Annotated in this window: 14 protein-coding genes; 4 read left to right on the top strand and 10 right to left on the bottom strand. The window is 67.0% G+C overall.

Going from position 1 to position 20,232, the window contains the following annotated elements; all coding sequences use genetic code 11:
* The first annotated feature begins 48 nt into the window (after positions 1–48).
* On the top strand, positions 49–780 hold the full coding sequence (hisA, locus tag VT85_RS16870; RefSeq protein WP_068417793.1) for a 1-(5-phosphoribosyl)-5-[(5-phosphoribosylamino)methylideneamino]imidazole-4-carboxamide isomerase: 732 nt from the start codon (positions 49–51) through the stop codon (positions 778–780).
* Positions 781–939: 159 nt separating this feature from the next.
* Positions 940–3,018, top strand: coding sequence for an elongation factor G (fusA, locus tag VT85_RS16865; protein ID WP_068417790.1), 2,079 nt, complete (start codon positions 940–942; stop codon positions 3,016–3,018).
* Between the two features lie 61 nt (positions 3,019–3,079).
* Here the strand turns inward: fusA and VT85_RS16860 are convergent, their stop codons facing one another.
* Both VT85_RS16860 and metH read right to left on the bottom strand, forming a co-directional pair.
* The gene (locus VT85_RS16860) at positions 3,080–3,589 is read right to left on the bottom strand and encodes a hypothetical protein (RefSeq protein WP_068417789.1); all 510 of its coding nucleotides are present in this window, start codon (positions 3,587–3,589) and stop codon (positions 3,080–3,082) included.
* A 155-nt stretch (positions 3,590–3,744) separates the two neighbouring features.
* Positions 3,745–7,461 (bottom strand): methionine synthase, encoded by a 3,717-nt coding sequence (gene metH, locus VT85_RS16855; protein WP_231871399.1) that lies wholly within the window; start codon positions 7,459–7,461, stop codon positions 3,745–3,747.
* 232 nt (positions 7,462–7,693) lie between these two features.
* Between metH and VT85_RS16850 the strand changes: the two genes are divergently transcribed.
* Positions 7,694–8,110, top strand: coding sequence for a hypothetical protein (locus tag VT85_RS16850; RefSeq protein WP_068417786.1), 417 nt, complete (start codon positions 7,694–7,696; stop codon positions 8,108–8,110).
* A 21-nt stretch (positions 8,111–8,131) separates the two neighbouring features.
* Here VT85_RS16850 and VT85_RS16845 read toward each other — a convergent pair whose 3' ends face one another.
* The 8 genes from VT85_RS16845 to VT85_RS16810 all read right to left on the bottom strand — a co-directional run bounded on the left by VT85_RS16845 (position 8,132) and on the right by VT85_RS16810 (position 18,080).
* Positions 8,132–9,292, bottom strand: coding sequence for a glycosyltransferase family 2 protein (locus VT85_RS16845; protein ID WP_068417784.1), 1,161 nt, complete (start codon positions 9,290–9,292; stop codon positions 8,132–8,134).
* Entirely contained in the window at positions 9,289–10,131 is an 843-nt protein-coding gene (locus VT85_RS16840) for a lysophospholipid acyltransferase family protein (RefSeq protein ID WP_068417782.1), read from the bottom strand. The genes VT85_RS16845 and VT85_RS16840 overlap by 4 nt, the downstream gene beginning before the upstream one ends.
* The gene (locus tag VT85_RS16835) at positions 10,128–11,708 is read right to left on the bottom strand and encodes a phytoene desaturase family protein (protein ID WP_068417778.1); all 1,581 of its coding nucleotides are present in this window, start codon (positions 11,706–11,708) and stop codon (positions 10,128–10,130) included. Before VT85_RS16835 ends, VT85_RS16840 begins: the two co-directional genes overlap by 4 nt.
* Before the next feature lie 22 nt (positions 11,709–11,730).
* Positions 11,731–13,296 (bottom strand): phytoene desaturase family protein, encoded by a 1,566-nt coding sequence (gene crtI, locus VT85_RS16830; protein ID WP_082858663.1) that lies wholly within the window; start codon positions 13,294–13,296, stop codon positions 11,731–11,733.
* A gap of 132 nt (positions 13,297–13,428) precedes the next feature.
* Positions 13,429–14,607 (bottom strand): AI-2E family transporter, encoded by a 1,179-nt coding sequence (locus VT85_RS16825; RefSeq protein WP_068417774.1) that lies wholly within the window; start codon positions 14,605–14,607, stop codon positions 13,429–13,431.
* 46 nt (positions 14,608–14,653) lie between these two features.
* Positions 14,654–15,640: an SDR family oxidoreductase gene (locus VT85_RS16820; RefSeq protein WP_156512908.1), complete on the bottom strand. Its 987-nt coding sequence runs from the start codon at positions 15,638–15,640 to the stop codon at positions 14,654–14,656.
* Positions 15,641–15,821: 181 nt separating this feature from the next.
* The gene (locus VT85_RS16815) at positions 15,822–16,463 is read right to left on the bottom strand and encodes a hypothetical protein (RefSeq protein ID WP_068417771.1); all 642 of its coding nucleotides are present in this window, start codon (positions 16,461–16,463) and stop codon (positions 15,822–15,824) included.
* 336 nt (positions 16,464–16,799) lie between these two features.
* Complete coding sequence (locus VT85_RS16810) at positions 16,800–18,080, bottom strand: serine/threonine-protein kinase (RefSeq protein ID WP_068417768.1); 1,281 nt, start codon at positions 18,078–18,080, stop codon at positions 16,800–16,802.
* Between the two features lie 636 nt (positions 18,081–18,716).
* On the opposite strand from VT85_RS16810, the gene VT85_RS16805 reads away from it, so the two are divergent.
* Positions 18,717–19,829: a hypothetical protein gene (locus VT85_RS16805; protein ID WP_156512907.1), complete on the top strand. Its 1,113-nt coding sequence runs from the start codon at positions 18,717–18,719 to the stop codon at positions 19,827–19,829.
* Positions 19,830–20,232 lie beyond the last annotated feature (403 nt).

Raw genomic sequence — 20,232 nt, 5'->3', positions numbered from 1 at the left:
AGAGTTGAGGTTGTAGATTCAGACGGTTTTTTGATTTGGTGAAGATCCATGCAAGTGATTCCGGCCATCGACCTGCGGGGCGGCCTTTGCGTCCGCCTCCAGCAGGGGGATTACGACCGCGAAACCGTTTTCGGGGACGATCCCGCGGCGATGGCCGGTCGATGGGTTGCGGAGGGTGCGACGCGGATCCACCTCGTCGACCTCGACGGCGCGAAGTCCGGCAAGCCGGTCAACGTGGAAGCCGTCAAGGCGGTGCTGGGTTCCGTGAAGGTCCCCTGTCAACTGGGGGGAGGCGTGCGGGATGAGCACACCATCGCGACCTGGCTCGACGCCGGTCTCGAACGGGTGATCGTCGGCACGCAGGCGCTCCGCGACCCGTCCTGGTTCCGGTCGATGGCCGAGAAGTATCCGGGCCGGCTGGTCCTGGGTCTCGACGCGCGTGACGGGATGGTCGCGACGGACGGCTGGCTGGAGACGTCGAACATCGCCGCGGCCGTGATGGCCGAGCAGTTCGACGACCTGCCGCTGGCGGCGATCGTCTACACCGACATCGCGCGGGACGGCACCCTGGAAGGCCCCAATCTCGACGCGACGGCGGCGATCTGCCGCCACGTCAAGACCCCGGTGATCGCTTCCGGTGGTGTCGGAGCACTGGCCGACGTCGAGCGTCTGGCGACCCTCCCGGTCGTCGGCTGCATCGTCGGGCGGGCTCTGTACGAGGGCAAGTTCTCCCTGGCTGACGCCGTGGAACGCGCGGAGCGGGCTTCGTCCCGCTCCTGAGCGAAGGCTCCCTGTTCGCGCCTCGATCCAAGGCGTCGCATAGAAGACCGATCGGTCCCGTCGATTCCCGTCGCCCCGGCGGCGGTCGGATCGTTCCACGCCCGTTGCTTGCGCGGACCTTCGTGCGTTCCCACGAACCCTCACTCCAGGACTCCCGCCATGACCACGGCCTATCACGTCGCCGACATCCGCAACATCGCCCTGGCTGGACATGGGGCGTCCGGCAAGACGAGTCTCGCCGACGCCCTTCTCTTCACCGCGGGCGCCATCACGCGCAAGGGATCGGTCGACGAGGGGACCAGCACGCTGGACTACGACGAGGAGGAGAAGCGTCGGCATTTCACGATCGACTGCAACCTCGGCCACCTGGTCTGGAACGACAAGCAGGTCCACCTGCTGGACTCTCCCGGCTATCCCGACTTCATCGGCAACGCCCTGAGCGCCCTGGCCGCCGCCGAGAACGTGGTCCTGGCCGTCTCGGGCCCGGCCGGGATCGAGGTCAACACCCGTCGGTTGTTCCATGAGGCCCGGAAGATGGGGCTCGGCCGGTTCATCGCCGTCACCAAGATGGACGCCGACAACGTCGACTACCGCTCCGACCTGGAGGCGATCCGCGAGACGTTCGGCCCCGCCTGCGTCCCGTTCAACGTGCCGATCGGCCAGGGGCCGTCGTTCGCCGGCCTCGTCGACGTCCTCCAGTCGCACGACGAGGACCCGGCCGAGTGCCCGGTCCCCCCCACGGAAGCCTACCAGATGGTGGTGGAGCAGATCGTCGAGAGCGACGAGGCTCTCATGAACCGCTACCTGGAAGGGGAGGAGATCGGCGTCGAGGAGCTGCGCAAGGCGGCGCACGACGCGATCGCGGCGGGCAAGCTCGTCCCGGTCCTCTGCGTCTGCACCAAGAAGGATCTCGGCCTCAAGGAGCTGCTCGACCTGCTGACGACCTGCGGCCTGAGCCCCGAGGACGTCCACCGCTTCGGGACCCGGGGCGACGAGGCCGACGCGACCGAGGAGGAGATCCTCCCCGTCGAGGACGGGACGCTCGTGGCCCAGGTCTTCAAGACGTCCAACGACCAGTTCATGGGCAAGCTCAGCTTCCTCCGCATCCTCGCGGGGAAGATCACGCCCGACACGACGCTGGTGAACCTGCGGAGCGGCAAGACCGCCAAGGCCGGGCACGTCTACGTCGTCCAGGGCAAGGCGCAGGAAGAGGTCCCCGAGGCCATCGCCGGCGATCTCGTGGCGATCGCCAAGTTCGAGGACCTTCACGTGTCGGACACCGTGAGCAACATCGGCGGCAACACCTCCGTCGCCAGGCTCCAGGCGTCCCCGATCCACTTCCCCGCCCCCATGGTCCCTCGCGCGGTGGTGCCCAAGGCCCGCGAGGACGAGGCCAAGATTTCGGCCGGCCTGACCAAGATCGCCGACGAGGACCCGACTTTCACGGTCCGTCGCGACGCCCAGACCCACGAACTGGTCATCTCGGGGATGAGCGACCTGCACCTCGACGTCATCCAGCAGCGGCTCAAGAATCGCTACAAGCTGGAGATGTCGACGCACATTCCGCACGTCCCCTACCTGGAGACCATCTCCGCCCCGGCCGAGGCCGACCATCGCCACAAGAAGCAGACCGGCGGGCGAGGCCAGTTCGCCGAGGTCCACCTGCGGGTGCGCCCCGTCGAACGCGGCCAGGGCTTCGTCTTCACCGACGCGGTCAAGGGGGGCGTGATCCCCAACCAGTACATCCCGGCCGTCGAGAAGGGCGTCCGGGAGCGGCTCGACAAGGGCGTGATCTCGGGCAATCAGGTCGTCGACGTGGAGGTGGAGGTCTACTTCGGCAAGGACCACCCGGTCGACAGCTCGGAGCAGGCGTTCAAGACGGCCGCCGCCTATGCTTTCCGCAAGGCGTTCGAGAAGGCCTACCCCGTACTCCTGGAGCCCATCGTCGCGGTCGAGGTCACCTCGCCCTCGACCTTCTTCGGCGACCTCTCCGCGGACATGTCGACCCGTCGCGGGCACATCCTCGGGATGGAGGCCCAGGCGGGCGGCCTGCAATCGATCCAGGCCGTGGTGCCGCTGGCGGAGATGCTCTCCTATGCTTCCACGCTCAAGAGCATGACGTCGGGCCAGGGCTCGTTCACGATGGAGATGCGCGGCTACGAGCCGGTCCCGCCCAACGTCCAGCAACAGATCGTTGATCGCTATCAGAAGTCCCGGACGGGCGTCGAGGAGGAGTGAGCCCGAGCCCCGAGCGATCCAGGGGCGGCGCCGTCGGATGGCGCCGCCCCTCCACCGGCTCTCACCAGAAGCCGCCGAAGCCGCCGACGCCGAAACCGCCGCCCCAGTAGGGCCGGGCGTAGCTGTCGATGCTGCGCTGGATCGCGTTGTACCGCTGGGTCCCCGCGTTATAGGCGGCGATCTGCTCGGCGCGATCCGGGGCCCCACCCCCCTGGTCGAACTTCGCCCGGCGGACGGGGTCCTGCGCGGTCTGGTCGTGGAAGTCGTCGCCCGCGGGGAAGTACTCGGCGTAGCGTCCGCGACCGCCGGGGTTTCGAAAGCCTCCAGAGGCGTCCCCGTGGTAGTAGGACGGATACGGGTACGAATAATGCTGGACCACGCTCCGGCGCTGCTGGGGATAGTGCGCCTGCGGCCGAATGTGGGACGGATAGGGCGCCTGCGGCCCCGGCGACGCGGCGGCGGGCGGGGCGTCGGGGACGGCGTCCTGAGAAACGGCGAGGCTGGAGAACGCCGCGCACACCGTGAAAGATGCGGCCGATAGCCCGGCGAGCCGAAGACGAGTGAGCGACATCGGTGGCAGATCCCTGGAGAATACGAGTTCGGGAGGATCCCTCGGACCCGCGAGTCCCCTGAATTCTAGGAGACGGATGCGGAATTGCACCCAGAATTCCGACGAATCGGGGCGAGGTGACGAGGGGGGACGGCCGCCCGCCCCCCCTCGCTGCGTCAGCTGGGGTCGTAGGAGAGATTCGGCGCCAGCCAGCGCTCGATGACCGAAAGGGGCTCTCCCTTGCGCTGGGCGTACTCCTCGACCTGGTCGCGCTGGAGGAAGTCGACGGCGAAGTAGCGAGCCTGGGGGTGGGCGAAGTAGAGGCCGCTGACGGACGCGCCGGGGTGCATCGCGTAGGACTCGGTGAGGCGGATCCCCGTGGCCTGCTCCGCGTCCAGCAGCTTCCAGAGCGTGGCCTTCTCGGTGTGGTCCGGGCAGGCGGGGTAGCCGGCGGCGGGCCGGATGCCCCGGTACTTCTCCGCGATCAGGTCTTCGTGGGAGAGCTGCTCATCCCCGCCGTATCCCCAATCGCGACGCGCCTGCTGGTGCAGGGCCTCGGCGAACGCCTCGGCGAGACGGTCGGCCATGGCCTCGGCCATGATCGCGTTGTAGTCGTCCAGGTCGTTCTTGAACTTCATCACCAGGGCTTCCGAGCCGATCCCCGCCGTGACCGCGAAGGCCCCGAGGTAGTCGGCCTTGCCCGATTCCAGGGGGGCGACGAAGTCGGCGAGGCAGCGGAATTCGGCCTGCCCCTGACGCTCCCATTGCTGGCGCAGGAAGTGGAACCGGGTCAGCTCCCTGGTCCGCGACTCGTCGGCGAAGACCACCACGTCGTCGCCCACCGAGTTCGCCGGGAAGAAGCCGTAAACCCCGCTCGCCTTCAGCGAACCGTCGGTGACGATCTGGTCGAGCAGGGCGAGGGCCTTCACATGCAACTCGCGGGCGACCTCGCCCACGGTCGGGTCGTCGAGGATCGCCGGGTACTTCCCCTTCAGCTCCCAGGTCGAGAAGAACGGCGACCAGTCGATGAACGGGATGATCTTCTCCAACGGGTAGTCGACCAGCCGGCGGGCTCCGGTGAAAGACGGGGTGGCGACCGGCGAGGCGTCCCAGTCGATCCGGGATCGACGGGCGCGGGCGTCGGCCAGGGGGATGAGGTTGCGCTCGCGACGGCCCGCGAAGGCCTTCCGTTCGCGCTCCTGCATCGCGCGGTTCTGCTGGTCCATCTCCGCGCGGGAGTCGTCCCGGTTGAGGCGGTCGACCACGCCGACGCTTCGAGAAGCGTCCTTGACGTGCATGACCATGCCGCTGTACTGGGGGGCGATCTTGACGGCCGTGTGCTTGACGCTGGTGGTGGCGCCGCCGATCAGCAACGGCTTCACAAACCCCTCGCGCTCCATCTCCCGCGCGACATGGACCATCTCGTCCAGCGACGGGGTGATGAGGCCGGAAAGGCCGATGACGTCGACCTCGTGCTCTCGCGCCTTCTTGAGGATGTCCTCGCAGGGGATCATGACGCCGAGGTCGATGACCTCGTAGTCGTTGCAGGCCAGGACGACGCCGACGATGTTCTTGCCGATGTCGTGGACGTCCCCCTTGACCGTCGCCATCAGGATCTTGCCCCGCGACTTGTGGGAGGCGGCGACCTCGCCCGCTGCCAGGGCGCGGGCCTTCTCCGCCTCCATCAGCGGCGTCAGGCGCGCGACCGCCTTCTTCATCACCCGGGCGCTCTTCACGACCTGCGGCAGGAACATCTTGCCGGCCCCGAAGAGATCGCCGACGACGTTCATGCCGTCCATCAGCGGCCCTTCGATGATCGAGAGCGGCCTGGGATACACCTTCAGCGCGTCGTCCACGTCCTCGTCGACGAAGTCGACCGTGCCGGTGATCAGCGCGTGCTGGAGACGCTCGGCGACCGGCTGTTCGCGCCAGGCGAGGTCCTTCCCCTTGTCTTTCTTGCCGCCGGCCTTGACGGTCTCGGCGAACTCCGTGAGCCGGTCGGCCGCGTCGGGGCGGCGATTCAGGAGGACGTCCTCGACCCGCTCCAGCAGATCCTTGGGGATCTCCTCATAGACCTCGAGCTGGCCGGCGTTGACGATGCCCATGTCGAGCCCGGCCTTGATGGCGTGGTACAGGAACGCGGCGTTCATCGCCTCGCGGACGAAGTCGTTGCCCCGGTACGAGAACGAGACGTTGCTCACCCCGCCGGAGGTCTTCGACTTCGGGAACAGCCGCTTCAGCTCGCGGACGGCCTCGATGAACTCGACGGCGTAGTTGTTGTGCTCCTCGATGCCGGTGCCGACCGTCAGGATGTTGACGTCGAAGATGATGTCCTCGGGGGCGAACCCGGCCTGCTCGGTCAGGAGCTTGTAGGCTCGCCGGCAGATCGCGACCTTGGCGTCTCGCTCCACCGCCTGTCCGGTCTCGTCGAAGGCCATGACCACCACGGCGGCACCGTAGCGGTGGACGAGCTTCGCCTGTTCGAGGAACTTCTCCTCCCCCTCCTTCAGGCTGATCGAGTTGACGATCGACTTACCCTGGACGCACTTGAGCCCCGCCTCGATGACGCTCCACTTGGAGCTGTCGATCATGATCGGGACCTTGGCGATGGCAGGGTCGGCCGAGATCAGGTTGAGGAAGCGGGTCATCGCCTTCTCGCCGTCGATCAGGCCCTCGTCCATGTTGACGTCGACGATGTTCGCGCCGGCCTCGACCTGATCGCGGGCGACGACCAGGGCCGCCTCGTAGTCGTTGCTCCGGATCAGTCGGGCGAACTTCTTGGAGCCGGTGATGTTGGTCCGCTCGCCGACCATGATGAAGTTGGTCTCGGGGCGGACGACCAGCGGCTCCATGCCGCTGTAGGTCGAATAGCCCGGAACGTCCGGCGTCCGGCGCGGGGCGACCCCCTCGACCTGGCTCGCGATCGCCGCGATCCACTCCGGGGTCGTCCCGCAGCAGCCGCCGACGAGGTTCAGCCAGCCGTTGCGGGCGAACTCGCCCAGAACCTTCGCCGTGCGATCCTTGTCCCCGTTGAAACCGCCGAAGCCGTCGGGCATCCCGGCGTTGGGGTAGCAGCTCACGCGCGTCTTGCAGATCGCCGAGAGGGCCTCGATCGACGCCCTCATCTGGTCGACGCCCACCGCGCAATTCAGCCCCACGCTAAGCGCGGGGTAGTGCGAGACCGAATAGTAGAAGGCGTCGACCGGCTGGGCCGAGAGGGTCCGATGATTGTCGAAGATCGTCCCCGAGATCATCACCGGCAGGCGTCGGCCGATCTCCTCGAAGTAGGAGTCGATGGCGAACAGGCAGGACTTCATGACGAGCGTGTCGAACGAGGTCTCGGGGAGCAAGAGGTCGACGCCGGCCTCGACCAGCGCGGCGATCTGGACCTTGTAGTTCGCGACCATCTCGTCGAACGTCACGTCGCGACGGCCCGGGTCCTCGACGTGGATGCCCATCGAGAGCTGCTTCTTGGTGGGCCCGATGCTGCCGGCGACGAACCGGGGCTTGCCCGGATTCCGCCTGGTGTAATCGTCGGCCGCCTTCCGGGCGATCTCCACCGCGCGGACGTTCAACTCCCGGACGTGCTCCTCGAGGCCGAATTCCTCGAGGGAGAGGGGGTTGTTGTTAAAGGTGTCGGTCTCAATAATATCAGCACCGGCCTCCAGATACGCCCGATGGATGTCCTCAATCATCTTGGGTTGCGACAGAACCAGGATCTCGGTGCAATTCTTCAGCGGGATGGGATGCTTGGCGAACCGGCTTCCGCGGTAGTCTTCCTCGGTCGGTTGGTAGGAGTAGATCACCGAGCCCATGGCGCCGTCGAGGACGAGGATGCGTTCCGCGAGGAGTTCCTCAAGACGTGACGGCGCGACGGGAATGTCTTTGTTCACGATGATGTTTCCAGTCGAAGAGGGGCGGCCGGGCCGCGTGGGTTCGGACGGGCGAGCCCGAGGGCGGGTACGAACGACGAGCCTTGGGAATCGGGAACGAATTATCCGGCCGATTTCAGGCGAGTGTCAAGCGGTTTTGGGCGGGCCGGGCGTCGGCTGACGGCCCGACCGGGAACCAGAAACGGCCGTGGCCCGCACGCCCGCGCCGGCGGAATGACGCCGAAGGTGCAACATGACCGCGTTTGATCCCGACATGGACACGGCGACCTATCCGACCTCGGCCCGGCCCGAGGACGCGGCGGATTATCAACGGCTCGTCGCCAATCCGCTTCTCGCCGCGGTGGCGCTGCTGGGGGTCTGGGTCCTGTTCCGCTACTCGCTCGAGGTGAGGAACCTCGGCCTGTTCCTGGCGACTCTCTTCGCGGCGAGCGTCTGCCCGTTCCTGATCCAGTATCACTGCCTGGACTGCGGCCGGACCGATCTCGCGGTGAGGTCGCGGGTGCACGTCTGCCCCGCGGTCATTCATCGACGACGCAACGGGGAAGAGCCCCCCGTGCTGCCCCCGACCGTGCGGGCGCAGGTCAAGACCTGGGCGATCGTCCTGATCATGACGGGGCTGCTCTACGCCATCTTCCACCACCATAGCTAGAGTCTCCCTGTTACACGAGTTTCAACGAGGCTCGGCCAGAGAGCCTGACTGCGACGCCGCGTAGCACCGCCCCTTCCACCGATTCGGCTGGCCCAACGCCTTGCGGACGAGGGCGTACCACTGGATCGCGACCAGCAGCGAGACCCCGACGGGGTGGAGCAGGGCACCGACCAACGACTGCCGGAATCGGCCGACGGAGACGAGCCGAGGGGCCCACGCGACGCCGACCGCAGCGACGACCATCACCTTTTCGAAGGCTGTCCAGGGTCGCGGCCAGCCTCCGGCCGCCGCCGCCGCCAGCGCGAACGGCGCGACCTGCCCGCCCAGGAGGATGATCGACATCGGGACGATCAGCCCCGGCGACGCCAACGCCTCCCCCGCGTTCTTCGAGAGGCCCATCCAGACCTCGCCGGCCGTCCGGTACATCCGACATTCGGCGGCGTCGGTCGCGTCGAACAGGTCGTTCCGAAGCCCCGCTGCGCGAAACAGGCGAGGGAGCTTGATCCCGTCGTGCAGCGACTCGCGGATCGCCGCATGCCCGCCGGCCTGGAAATAGCCTTCGCGGCGGGCGATGAAGAGCTGGCCGCAACCGGCTGAGAGGGACGGCAGTCGGGTCCTCCTCATGCTCGCGATCGGCATGAACCCGAGCATGACGAAATGGATCAGCGGGATCAGCAGTCGTTCCATCAATCCCACCGTCTCCTGGCGAGGGATGCCGCTCGCCAGATCGACGCCCGACTCCGTCATGAAGCGGACCATCCGCGCGAGGGCGTCGGGCGCGAGACGGACGTCGGCGTCGAGGAACAAGAACAGATCGTTCCGCGCCTCGTTGGCCAGTTGCCAGCACGCGCGCTGCTTGCCGCACCAGCCGGGCGGCGGCCCTTCGCCCTCGATCAGCCGCACGCGGTCGTCCCTTCGCTCCAGGGCCCTCACCACGTCCGCCGTCGCATCCTCCGATCGATCGTCCAGGACGAGCACCTCGAACGAGCAGCCGACGTTCGCCAGGACGGACTCGACCGCCCGACCGATCGACGACTCCTCGTTCCGGGCGGGGATCAGGACGGAGACGGCCTGCGCCGCGGGCTGGGGTTGGGGTAGGAGTCGATACGCCTTGAGGTTGGTCGCGAACAGGATCGTCGGAGGGATTGCGAGGGCCAGGCAGGCTAGTAGCAGCGGGGTCATGGGAGCGGCCCCTCGGTAGGCTTGTGGATCTGATGTTCGCTGGTGAATCGGTCGCCCTGGAAGGCGGAACGGAGCCGTCGCCCGAGATCGTAAACCCCTCCGACGCCCGACGAGCCCTGGATCAGGGTCTCGAACCGAAGGGGGTCGCGCAGGCGGGAGGCCTCGGCCAGTCCATCCTGCACCTCCCCGAGCGCAGCTTCCAGACTTCGGGTCCAGGAAGCCGCCGATTCCGGGCCTCGTTCCTCGATCGACGTCCAGGGACCGAACCGCGCCAGGATCTCGGGCCTGCGGTCGTTCCAGAAGGTATACTCGATCGCCAGCGGGACGACCGTCGCGCGAGAGGTTCGGTGCAACAGCCTGCCGAGACCTTCCTTGAACCGGACGGGGCGATCACGGACGTCGACGAAGCGGCCCTGCGGCGTGATCCACAGGACCGACTCCGGTCGGGACAGGATCGCCGAACAGCGGCGCAGGAATGCGATCCCGCCCCGAGCGGACTCCAGTTCGATCCCGAAGAGGCCGATCCGCTCCAGGATGGGGTACTGCCTCACGCCCCCTTCGTCCATCGGGGCGTAATGGGCTCGCGAGGCCCCGAACGACTCGCTCAGGACGAGGGCGGTCATCGGGTCCCACCAGGAGGAGTGATTCATCACCACGACCACCGGCCCGGGCGGCGGTTCGGAGAACGGACCTTCGCGATCGACGCGGAGCGCATGGAAATTCCGGGCGATGAAGCGTCGGGCGTACTTGCGGAAGCCGCGGAAGAACCAGGGCGAGCGCCGGGGAAGGGCGTCCGGCGCCCCACCCCTCGCGTTCGCGGCGCGAGCGGGCCGCGTCATCTGGTCACGCCCACCGGCGATTCCGGGGCCCGCTTCGCGATCGGCTCGCGACGAGGTGCGACCAGGCCGTCAGCGTCGAGCGCGTCGGCCGCGATCCAGCCGGACATGAGGACCATCGGCATCCCCGGGCCCGGGTGCGCCGCGCCCCCCGCAAGGTAGAGGCCGGGGACGTCCGGGCTGCGGTTGGAAGGCTTGAATCCGCCGCTCAGCCGACCGTGGCTCGCCAGGCCGTAGATCGCACCGTTCAGCACGCGGTAACGATCGTGGATGTCCTGGGGGGTCAGCCAGCGTTCCAGCTTGATGTGCTTCTCCAGGTCGGTCAGCCCGGCCGTCCGTTCGAGCTTGTCGAGGATCGTGCGACGGTAGGTCGGATAGAGGCTCGCCCAGTCGTGATGGGGACGGAGGTAGGGCGTATGGACCAGGACGTAGAGCGCCTCGCCCCCCGGCGGGGCCGTCTCGGGCTCGGTGCAGGCCGTCGCGCAGACGTAGCAGGTGGGGTCGGGCGCGGGCTCGCCCTTGTTATAGATGTAGTCGAACTCCTCGTGCGGATCGCGGGAGAAGACGAAGTCGTGGTGCCGAAGCTGGTCGTAGCGGCGATCCAGGCCCAGGTACATGACCACGCCCGAACAGGCCGGCTCGTACTTCCGACGGCCCTCGAACTTCTTCGCGGCGGGACGACCTTCGAGCAGTTCGCGATGGGTGCGGACGGCGTCGGAATTCGAGACCACAGCCGCCAGCGGAACGCGCGTGCCGTCCTCCAGCAAGACGCCCTCGACCCGGCCTTTCGCGTCGGTCAGGATCGATCGGACGGCGGCGCCGGGGACGAGTTGGACGCCCAGTTCGCCGGCCAGCTTGATCAGGGCCTGCGCGACCGCCCGCGTGCCGCCGCGCGGATACCAGACTCCTTCGCCGGTCTGCATCTGGGCGATGCCGCAGAGGATCGCCGGCGAGAGGTCGGGCGACGACCCGACGTACTGCGTGAAGTGGTCGAGCATCTGCGCGACCCGACGGTCCTTGACGAAGCTTCGGACCGTCTTGCCCACCGTGCTCCAGGGCCGCATCCGCATCACGTCGGCGAGCATCGAGACGCTGAACGCGGCGGACGGGTCGAACATGTCCCGGACGGAACCGATCGACTTCCAGAAGTAGAACCGCTGCGATATCTCTTCGAGCCGCTTCGAAAAGTCGAGGAAGCGGCCGTAGTCTCCGGACGCGTCGCCGCCGGGGGCGAAGGCGTCGAGGGCCTCCCCCATCCTCGCGCGGTCGGCGTGCAGGTCCAGAACCGTTCCGTCCTCGAAGAACGAGCGCCACTGGGGGTCCAGATTGATGAGGTCGAGTTCGTCCTTCACGTCGCGTCCGGCCTCGGCGAAAATCTTCGCGAGGACCGAAGGCATCAGGAGGATCGTCGGGCCCATGTCGAACCGGAATCCGGACTCGGCCAGGACCGCGGCCTTGCCGCCGAGCCAGGGATTCTTGTCGAAGAGGGTGACGTCGTAGCCGCGCGCGGCCAGCACGCAGGCCGAGGCCAGGCCGGCCAGCCCGCCGCCGACGACGCCGATGCGTTCCGTGTTGCTCATAGAATCGAGATTCCTTGATGATTCAGGCGACGCCGGCGAGGGGAGGGCGGAACGCGTCGTCGGGGGGAGTGAAGGGCCGGTCGTCGGAATCGACGGGGACCGGAACTCCCAAATCCTGCCCCACCAGCCGCGACGTGATCCGAGCGGATTCGAAGATCACCGGCAGCCCACTCCCCGGGTGCGTCCCGCCGCCGACCAGATAAACCGATTCGAGACCCTCGAAGCGGTTCCGGGGTCGGAAATAGAGCATCTGCTTGAGGTTGTGCGCCAGGTTGAACGTAGCCCCAAGATGAATCTCGTACTCCTGATCCCAGTCGGCGGGAGTGATCTGGCGTTCGTACACGATGCGCGAGGCCACGTCCTTGAGCCCGAGCCGCTCCAGCTGACGGAGAGCCAGCTCCCGGAAAGCTGGAGCCTCGCGAGACCAGTCCACGTTCGCGTGCTGATGCGTGACCGGCACCAACACATAGAGGGTGCTCTTGCCGTCGGGCGCCAGCGAGGGGTCGGTGACGCAGGCGTTCTGGACGTAGAACGAAGGGTCGCGGGAAAGGACGTGCCGGGACTCGATGTCGTCCAGGTTCGAGAGGTAGTCTTCGGCCAGATAGATCGTGTGATGGGCCAGGTCGTCGCAGCGCCCTTCCAGTCCCAGATAGAGCATGTAAGTCGAGCACGAGAATCGTTTGCGGGCGATCTTCCGATCGGTCCATCGGGGACGGAGCCTGTCGGGCACGAGCCTCGTCATGGCCCGCGCGAAGTCAGCGTTGATGACGAGGGCGTCGCACTCGTGGACGCCGGACCGAGACCGCACGCCGACGGCCTTTCGGCCCTCGAAAAAGATCTCCTCGACCTCGTCGTCGAGCGAGATGGTCGCCCCCAGGTCCTGGGCGACCTTCGCCATGGAATCGGACACTGCGCCGCAGCCGCCGATGGGATGGAAGACGCCGTACTCGTACTCGAGGAACGAGAGGATCGAGAACAGGCTCGGGCAATTGAATGGGGACATTCCCAGGTATTTCGACTGGAATGTCATCGCCAGCCGAACGCGGGGGTCGCGGAAGTACCGCTTCATCTCGCCGTCGAGCGAGAGCCAGGGGCGGAGCAGGGGGAGCATCCTCGCGAGCTTGGGCGAAAGAAGGTCGCGGAATCGCAAGAACGGCGACTCCAATACGGCCCGGAACTGGTCCATCTTGACGCGGTTGTCGTCGAGGAACCGGCGGAGCCGCCCGGCGTCGTCCGGCGAGAAGCGGGCGATCTCCCGCTCCATCCGCTCCACGTCGGGCGTCGCCTTCATCTCCCCGCCTGCGCCGAAAACGAGGTGGTACTGAGGATCGAGCCGCTCCATCCGAACCTCCGCGTGGAGGTCGCGACCGACCGCCGCGAAGATCGATTCCAGGACCCTCGGATACAGAAAGAACGTCGGTCCCAGGTCGAACCGGAAGCCGTCGGCCTCAAAGGTCGAGGTCCGCCCTCCGACCTGCCCACGCCGTTCCAGGACCGTCACCGAGCAGCCGGCCGAAGAGAGCAGCATCGAGGCCGCCAACCCTCCAGGCCCAGCCCCAATGACCACGACTCGCTTCTTTCGACTCATAGGCCGTCCGTCGCTCCATCATTCGGCGCATCGGCGCCGCTCGTCGTCCCACCCCACCTTCCTCCAGGAGAGGCGACATTCCATCGGCGATGATCTTGGCGAAACCTCCGACTTCGGCGGGACTATCTGAATTTACGACAAATTCTGTTCAGAGATCAAGCGGGCGATCGGACGAGTCGCGGGAGTATGCTCCAGGATGATCTTGAAGATGACGGTCAGCGGCACCGCCAGGACGAGGCCGACGAAGCCCCAGAGAAGGCTCCAGAAGGCCAGGCCGACGAGGACCACGAGCGGATTGAGCCCTAGCGCCTTGCCCGTCATCGCCGGTTCGATGAGGTTCGCGGTGACGCCGTGTATGGTCAGCAGGATCACGGCGAAGGCCAGGGGGGCCCAGATCGTCGGAAACTCCAGGAGGGCGATCGCCAGCGGGGGGATGACCGACGCCAGGGGGCCGATGTACGGGAGGAAGTTGCCGAAGAAGGTTAACACGGCCCAGGTCGCAGCCCCGGTCACGCCGAACCCCAAGCAGAGCGCCCCCACCGGAAGCGCCACGAGCAGGCTCGCCTTGACCTTCACCAGCAGGTATTCCGAGATCGCACGATTGATCGACTCGACGATCGAGAGAATCCTCTCGGCGCGATCCGAGGAGAAGCTGGAGCTGATCCGGCTGGGGAGCGTCGATGCCGACTGGAGCAGGAAAATCATGTAGAAGGCGATCACGAGCGATTCCAGCCCGATCGAGAGGAACGCCGAGGCCGCCCCTCGGACGATCCGCTCCGCCATCTCGTTGGTCAGCGAGTCGGTCGCCGCGACGTCCTCCGGTCCCGCCGGCCTGATCGCGAAAGCCGGGGTGAACGCCGCCATGGCCTTTCGGGCGGCCTTCTCCAGTTCCGCCTCGCGCTCCTGGTAACGCAGCCGGCCCTGGTCGATGCTCACGATATCGTGATAGATCATCCGGCCCAGGCCCAGGGTCCCGATCGTGAATCCGATCGTGATGATCAGGAACGCGACCACCGGCCGAACCCGCCGCCGCAGGCGGTTGTAGAAAGGCAGAAACAGATAGCAGAGGAGGATCGCGATGAGCAGCGGCCGGAGGACGGGTTCCAGTCGCTCAAGCAGATAAAGGCTCGTCGCCACGATGATCAGGACGAAGGCGAGGGTGCGAGAGCCGCCAAGTTCCGAGGCCCGCCCCAGAATGCTCCCCGCGGCTTCCAGGTCGGGGGGCAGGCCCTCGTCAACGGGGGGTGGCGTTCCGGGAGGCTCGATCGTCGGAGGCGTGGATTCCCGAAATTCCCCGGGGCGTACGTCCATCGGAAACTCGCTCCTCAGCGACGAAAGGCGAGACGCCCATGCGGCGTCATGAAGGGGGAATCGCCGGTTCCACCCAGGAATTCAACTCGGGCGCGACGAGCTTCACCCGGAAATCGGCCAGGGCCGCGATCAGGGGGCGCATCAGGCCTGGCAGGCAGGACTCCAGCCGGTCGATCTTGAGCCCGGAATTCAAGGGCCGAGGCGCCCCCTGGCCCAGCTCGGCGGTCGGCCTGGCGACGATCAGGCTTTCGTCCAGACCGAAAGCCCTGGCGATCGCGCGAGCGAAGGCCGGACGGTCGAGAACCTCGGGTCCGACGACGTTGATGAGGCCGGACGCCCCGGCCTCCACGAGCCGAAGCACGGCGTCAGCGACGTCCGGCCCGTAGCTCGGGCTGGAGACCTGATCGCTCGGGCAGGTCACGGCCTTGCCCTGGCTCAGCGTCCGGATGAGCTGGTACGCGAAGTTCTTGCCCTGGCGCTCCGGCCCGAAGACCCAGCAGGTGCGGACGGTCAGGAGCCGGTCGCCCAGCGAGCGCTCCAGCGCGGCTTCGGCGTCGTACTTGGCCCGACCGTAGACCGAGAGGGGATTGGTCGGGACATCTTCCGCGTAGGGTCCGTGGAGCCCGTCGAAGACATAGTCCGTCGAGAAGTAGACGAACCGCGCGCCGGCCTGCGCGGCCGCCTCGGCGACGCGAAGCGGCTGTTCGAGATTCGCCCCATAGGCCTTGTCGCGGTCGCGCTCGCAGCCGTCGACCCAGGTGAACCCGGCGGGGTAGAAGACCACGTCGGGCTTCTGCTCCCGAATCAACGCCGTCGCGGCCTCGCCGTCGGCGGCGTCGAGGGGCAGCAGGCCGGGGAAGGGCCTGGTCGAGAAGGTCCCCACGGCGTGATGGCCGCGTTCGCCGAGGTATCGCAGCAGCCATCCGCCGATCTGTCCCGAGCCACCGACGACGATCGCCCTCAGGGGATCCGCCGCGACGGCGTCTCGAGTTGCCAGAACGTCGGGCCTCGCGACGGAAAACCGTGATGACATCCGAACCCTCTCCTCGCCTGATGCTCCCAGGGCACGGACGCGACGTGGGCCGAGCCGGCTGGAGCGACATCATAGCACGGCGAGGGCGGGAGGGAAGCGTCGGCAGGGCCCTTCAAGTCGGGCCGTCACGTCGTCGACGAGGCCCCGGCTCGCAGCGGGGCCTCGATCGACCGCGCGTGGATCAGGTTTTGCGGGTGCCGAAGTCGCGTTCGCCCGAAGGTCCGAACGCGGCGACGTAAGAGGGCAGGATGCCGATCGATCCATTCGCCCCGTGGGCCAGGACCTGCGCTCGAACGGCGTGGAGGTTGCTCACCAGCTCGTCTTTCGTCGTCGCGGAAAGGATGGCCTCTTCCATCAGTCCGGCGACCGAGAGCCCGTTGAGGGCGGGATTCTCGCTCGTGAGGGCCGTGCGGTTCGAGAGTCCGACTCCGCCCGTCGGGTTTCCGGCCCCCATCCCGCGGCCGAACGGGAGCTTGACTTCCAGCGCGGCCATGCGGGAGTCGAGGGTCGCAAGTCCAGTCCCACGCTGGTACAGGTAGGACTGCGCCCCCTGCCCGTAGGTCCCCACGCCGATCTTCGCGTCGAAACGCTCGGAGAATCCGCCCTCGCGGTCGTAGAGCGTCAAAACATTGCGAGTGAAACTGTTGATCGCCGAGTCCACGGAACGCTGCACGTTCTCGTAGGTCCGACTCGTGAGCACGAACGCTCCCTTGAACCCGAGCGTGTTGGCTCCGCCCATGAAAGCGCCGAATCGAAAGCCGCTCAGCAGCGCGCGCTCTTCCATGGGAGCCAGGTGGTCGGGAACGAACTGATGCTTCTTCATCGGAGGACCTCCATTCGTCGGATGCGGATTGTGGCGAACAACATCGATGATGTTCTTTCGAAGCCGAGCCTCGTCGCATTCTCCGGAGGGAGGGGCGAGCCTCTCACACCCGACGGACGGCTAGATCCTTCTGAAATCGCCCGTATCGCGGGCGGATCGTTTCGCGACTCTCCCTGTCGCCTCGTCGATGTGCATCGAATCTTTCACGAAGGCCGCCGGATGCAGGCGAGGTTCGACTTCCATCATTACGCCCGAACGGCTCGATTCTTACTCGCTCATTTCAAAACGAAAGATATTAATTCGTTCGTGATCCCGACCTGGGGGTCGACTCGGGGATCACGGCCGCTCCGGGGCGTCCGCCGCCTGGGCTTTTTCGAGGAGTTCGGCCTCGGCCTTCCGCATGTTGAGCTCGCGGACCGCCACACCGGCTGCGCCGGTCGGGCTCCCCTGGGCTTTCCAGAACTGGTAGGCCCTCTGTTCGACCTCTTCGCGCACTTGCCGCTCGGCCTCCAGCCAGTTCGTCATGCTGAGGGCCTCGCCTTCCGAGCCGGTGGGCGACCCCTGCGACACCCAGATCTCGTGCGCGCGAATCTCGGTCAGGCGACGGAATTCAGGGCTCGGCTCCGGCGACCTGGTCGAAGGGCCCGGTGTATCGACGCCCGGTTGCGCAGGGACGCGTGCGGGGGGCTCGGGCGTGGGGGCCTGGCCGCTCCCTGCTCCTCCAAACTGCCACATCATCGCGAGGACGACGAGGGCGCCCAGGACGACGAGGCCGGCCGCCAGGCGCGGCCTTGCGAGGAGCGACGATTCGGCGGCCAGGCTTTCGTCCAGATCCTTGAGGAAGTCGTCGAGGACGTTGTAGCGTCCTTCGGGCTCGCGCGAGAGGGCCTTCATGAGAACGCCGTCCAGCCGCTTGTCGAGCGTCGGGTCGACCGCCGAAGGGGGCTTGAAGTTCCCCACCGGTCGCTTGCCGGTCAGCATCTCGTACGCCATCGCGGCGAACGAGTACTGGTCGGATCGCGCGTCGATCAGGCCGCCGTTCTGCTGCTCCGGCGATGCGTAGATCAACGAGCCGATTCCGCGATTGGTCTGGGTGAGTTGCCCGCGCTCGGACTGCAACACCGCCAGCCCGAAGTCGGCGACCTTCACGAGCGAATCCGTCGGCGCCAGGATGTTCTCCGGCTTGAGATCGCGATGTAGGATCCCTTTGGAATGAAGATGGAGCAGGGCCTGGCCGATCTGCGACAGGATCGCCCTCTGTTTCGAGATGGAGAGGGGCTTGCCGCCGCGAAGCATCCTGCGGAGGTCGCCGTTTTCGATGTACTCGGTCACGAGGTACGGGGTGTCGGAATTGGGGAGCGTGCCGAAATCGAGGATCGTCAAGACGTGAGGGTGCGCCACCATCGCCAGGAGCTTGGCCTCGCGACGAAACCGCTCGATTCCCTCCGCCGCGTCCGCCCCGGTGGGACCTGCCAGCAGCTTCACGCAGACGTCGCGACCGAGTGCCGTCTGGCGGGCGAGATACACACGCCCCATCCCCCCCTGTCCGATCTGCCGGAGGACTTCGTAGCCGGGGACTTCGGGAAGCGGCTCGGCGTTCGCGTCGCTCCGAGGCATGGGCGTTCCTCCCGAGACCTGCAACTGGAGGGGAAGCGCCTGGCCTGAGCCGGTAGGCGCGGGGACTTCGGATTGATCGGGATCGTCGCCCGCTCTCGCGACCGGGCAGTGGACTCGATCTGTTTGAACAGATGTTCTCTCACCTTTCAAGACCAGGGTCTGTCGGCGGAAGGCCCTTGACGAAGCGGCGCAGCGACCCTTACGTGAACCTTCGATGGCATCTGGCATGCTCCTCCGCGGCCGATTACACTCGTCAAAGGTTTTTGCGGAGCGGTCGAGGGAGGGGCGTCGCACGCCCCGCTTCCGGCTCCGTGGCGGCGGCGAGGCGGAAGTTCGATGGACTCACTCGGCCTCCCTTGGCTCTGGGCGCAGGCGACGGGGATCGGGGCGGCCGCGAGCCCCGGCGCGACGGCCTTCCTGGCGCTTCGCCGCTGGTGCGGGAGTCTCACTCTGACGCCCTCGCGTCCCGTTCCCGAGTGGGACGTCGTGTGGATCCTGGCTGCGGCCCCGGCTCTGCTGGTCCTGCTTGCCGCCGTTTTTCAGGGGCCTGGGGCGACCTTGAGGCAACTCCTCGATGTCCCGGGCCATGCGCGACTCATTCGCGAAGGTGTGACGCGAGTCTGGCGGGCCGGCAGGATGGTGACGATCCTCCTGGCCTTCACCGTCCTGTCGTGGACGGGTGGTCTGAGCCTGGAGTTCGTCACCGGCGACGCCGAGCGGAACCGCTCGGATCTCCTCCTCCTGACACGGAGCCGGGGTCCGGTCGAGCTTGTTCTGGAACACGGCGCGCTCGCGGCGACCTCTCCGCTCCGCGACGTGGCGGGCATGGCCGACAATCTTCCGCTTCTCGCGGCGGCCGTCGCGATCGCCTTCTCAGCCTCGGCCGTACGTCCGTCCTCCTGGAAGTCCTCCCGTCGACCTGGTCTGAGACTCGACCACGACGTCCCCTTTGAAGAGGCTTCGATCTGGCGAAGCGCCGTGGCGACCTGCGGGATCCTTTACATCCTCTATCGGCTGTTCGCGAAGGTCGCCGGCACCGGCGAACTTCCGGTCGGGAATTGCTTGATCCTGGAAGTGTGGATCATTCCCTCGCTGATGCTCGTCTGCGACGGTTTCATCCTCGGCTGGGTCCTGACCGAACTCCGCGACGGCGGCCCGGCGGATGATCAGGCTGGTCGGATCGACGTCTGGCCGGTTCTCCAACTGATGCCGGCGACCTGTCTCGGATGTCTCGCCGCTCTCCCCGCACGCTACGCCGCAACCACGCTTCTCCTGGCGACCCAACACCTGCCCACCTCCTGGATGGCGTCGGATCTCGGACGTTTCGTCCGATGGGCACTGGGCCCCGGACTGGTCCTCCTCCAGGGTCTCTCCCTGACGATGATGGCTGTCGCGGGCATCGCGGCGTGGGGGCGCGGTTCGATCCGCGAGGTGTTCCATGGCTTCGGGAGGCTTCTCGCACGCGAAGGCGGCCGGCTAGCGGCCGTGGCGATCCTGTCCGGGCTCGGCTGCGGCGCACTTTCGGCCCTGGCCTACGGCGTGTTGTTCCTGCTCCCCCCCGCCGGTTGGGTCCTGTCGGCGGCCGACTCCTACGCTCATTACGCGAGCCTGCCGATCGGGCTGTGGACGCTGGCGGCCCTCATGCTGCTCGCGGAACGGAGCCTCCCGACGGCCCACCTGGCGGACTCGCCCGCTCCTCTCGAAGCCGAGGCCGCACCGATCGGCGACGCTGATGTCGACCCTCTTTAGGCCCCCTCGAGTTCGTAACGCTCGACACCGGCGAACTTCCGACAGCCTGTCCGACTCTACATATCAGACGGCGCGCCGATAGGGGAGTGGTGACATGGTCATCCATCCGGCGCGGGGTTTGCACTGCTGGTCCGTCGCCGCCGTGGGAGCGTCCCCGCGACTTCGGGAAAATCACCGAAATCCTTCCCCCGACGCGCGGCTGCGCTCGTACCTGACTGTGGGGGGAGCGGGTCGGATCCAGGGCGTCCGGCCGAACGACGATGACGCCGCTTCGCTTGACAGAGTCGCAGAAGGGGGGTTGTAATGACGTTCGACGATCCCGCGCCGCTGATCGTCGCGTCGGTCGGCCCGATCGGCTTCGCATTGGCGGGCCTTCCTCCGCATCCCAAACTCCCCCTCGCTC

The sequence above is a fragment of the Planctomyces sp. SH-PL62 genome (assembly GCF_001610895.1).
Lineage (GTDB): Bacteria > Planctomycetota > Planctomycetia > Isosphaerales > Isosphaeraceae > Paludisphaera.
Note: the sequence above shows the minus strand (reverse complement) of the source record. Positions and strands in the feature narration are given on the sequence as shown.

Coding starts and splice junctions, on each gene's coding strand:
- crtI (WP_082858663.1), bottom strand. CDS start 13,296: ATGAGTCGAAAGAAGCGAGTCGTGGTCATTGGGGCTGGGCCTGGAGGG.
- VT85_RS16850 (WP_068417786.1), top strand. CDS start 7,694: ATGACCGCGTTTGATCCCGACATGGACACGGCGACCTATCCGACCTCG.
- VT85_RS16835 (WP_068417778.1), bottom strand. CDS start 11,708: ATGAGCAACACGGAACGCATCGGCGTCGTCGGCGGCGGGCTGGCCGGC.
- VT85_RS16820 (WP_156512908.1), bottom strand. CDS start 15,640: ATGTCATCACGGTTTTCCGTCGCGAGGCCCGACGTTCTGGCAACTCGA.
- VT85_RS16845 (WP_068417784.1), bottom strand. CDS start 9,292: ATGACCCCGCTGCTACTAGCCTGCCTGGCCCTCGCAATCCCTCCGACG.
- VT85_RS16825 (WP_068417774.1), bottom strand. CDS start 14,607: ATGGACGTACGCCCCGGGGAATTTCGGGAATCCACGCCTCCGACGATC.
- VT85_RS16810 (WP_068417768.1), bottom strand. CDS start 18,080: ATGCCTCGGAGCGACGCGAACGCCGAGCCGCTTCCCGAAGTCCCCGGC.
- VT85_RS16860 (WP_068417789.1), bottom strand. CDS start 3,589: ATGTCGCTCACTCGTCTTCGGCTCGCCGGGCTATCGGCCGCATCTTTC.
- fusA (WP_068417790.1), top strand. CDS start 940: ATGACCACGGCCTATCACGTCGCCGACATCCGCAACATCGCCCTGGCT.
- hisA (WP_068417793.1), top strand. CDS start 49: ATGCAAGTGATTCCGGCCATCGACCTGCGGGGCGGCCTTTGCGTCCGC.
- VT85_RS16840 (WP_068417782.1), bottom strand. CDS start 10,131: ATGACGCGGCCCGCTCGCGCCGCGAACGCGAGGGGTGGGGCGCCGGAC.
- VT85_RS16815 (WP_068417771.1), bottom strand. CDS start 16,463: ATGAAGAAGCATCAGTTCGTTCCCGACCACCTGGCTCCCATGGAAGAG.
- VT85_RS16805 (WP_156512907.1), top strand. CDS start 18,717: ATGGTGACGATCCTCCTGGCCTTCACCGTCCTGTCGTGGACGGGTGGT.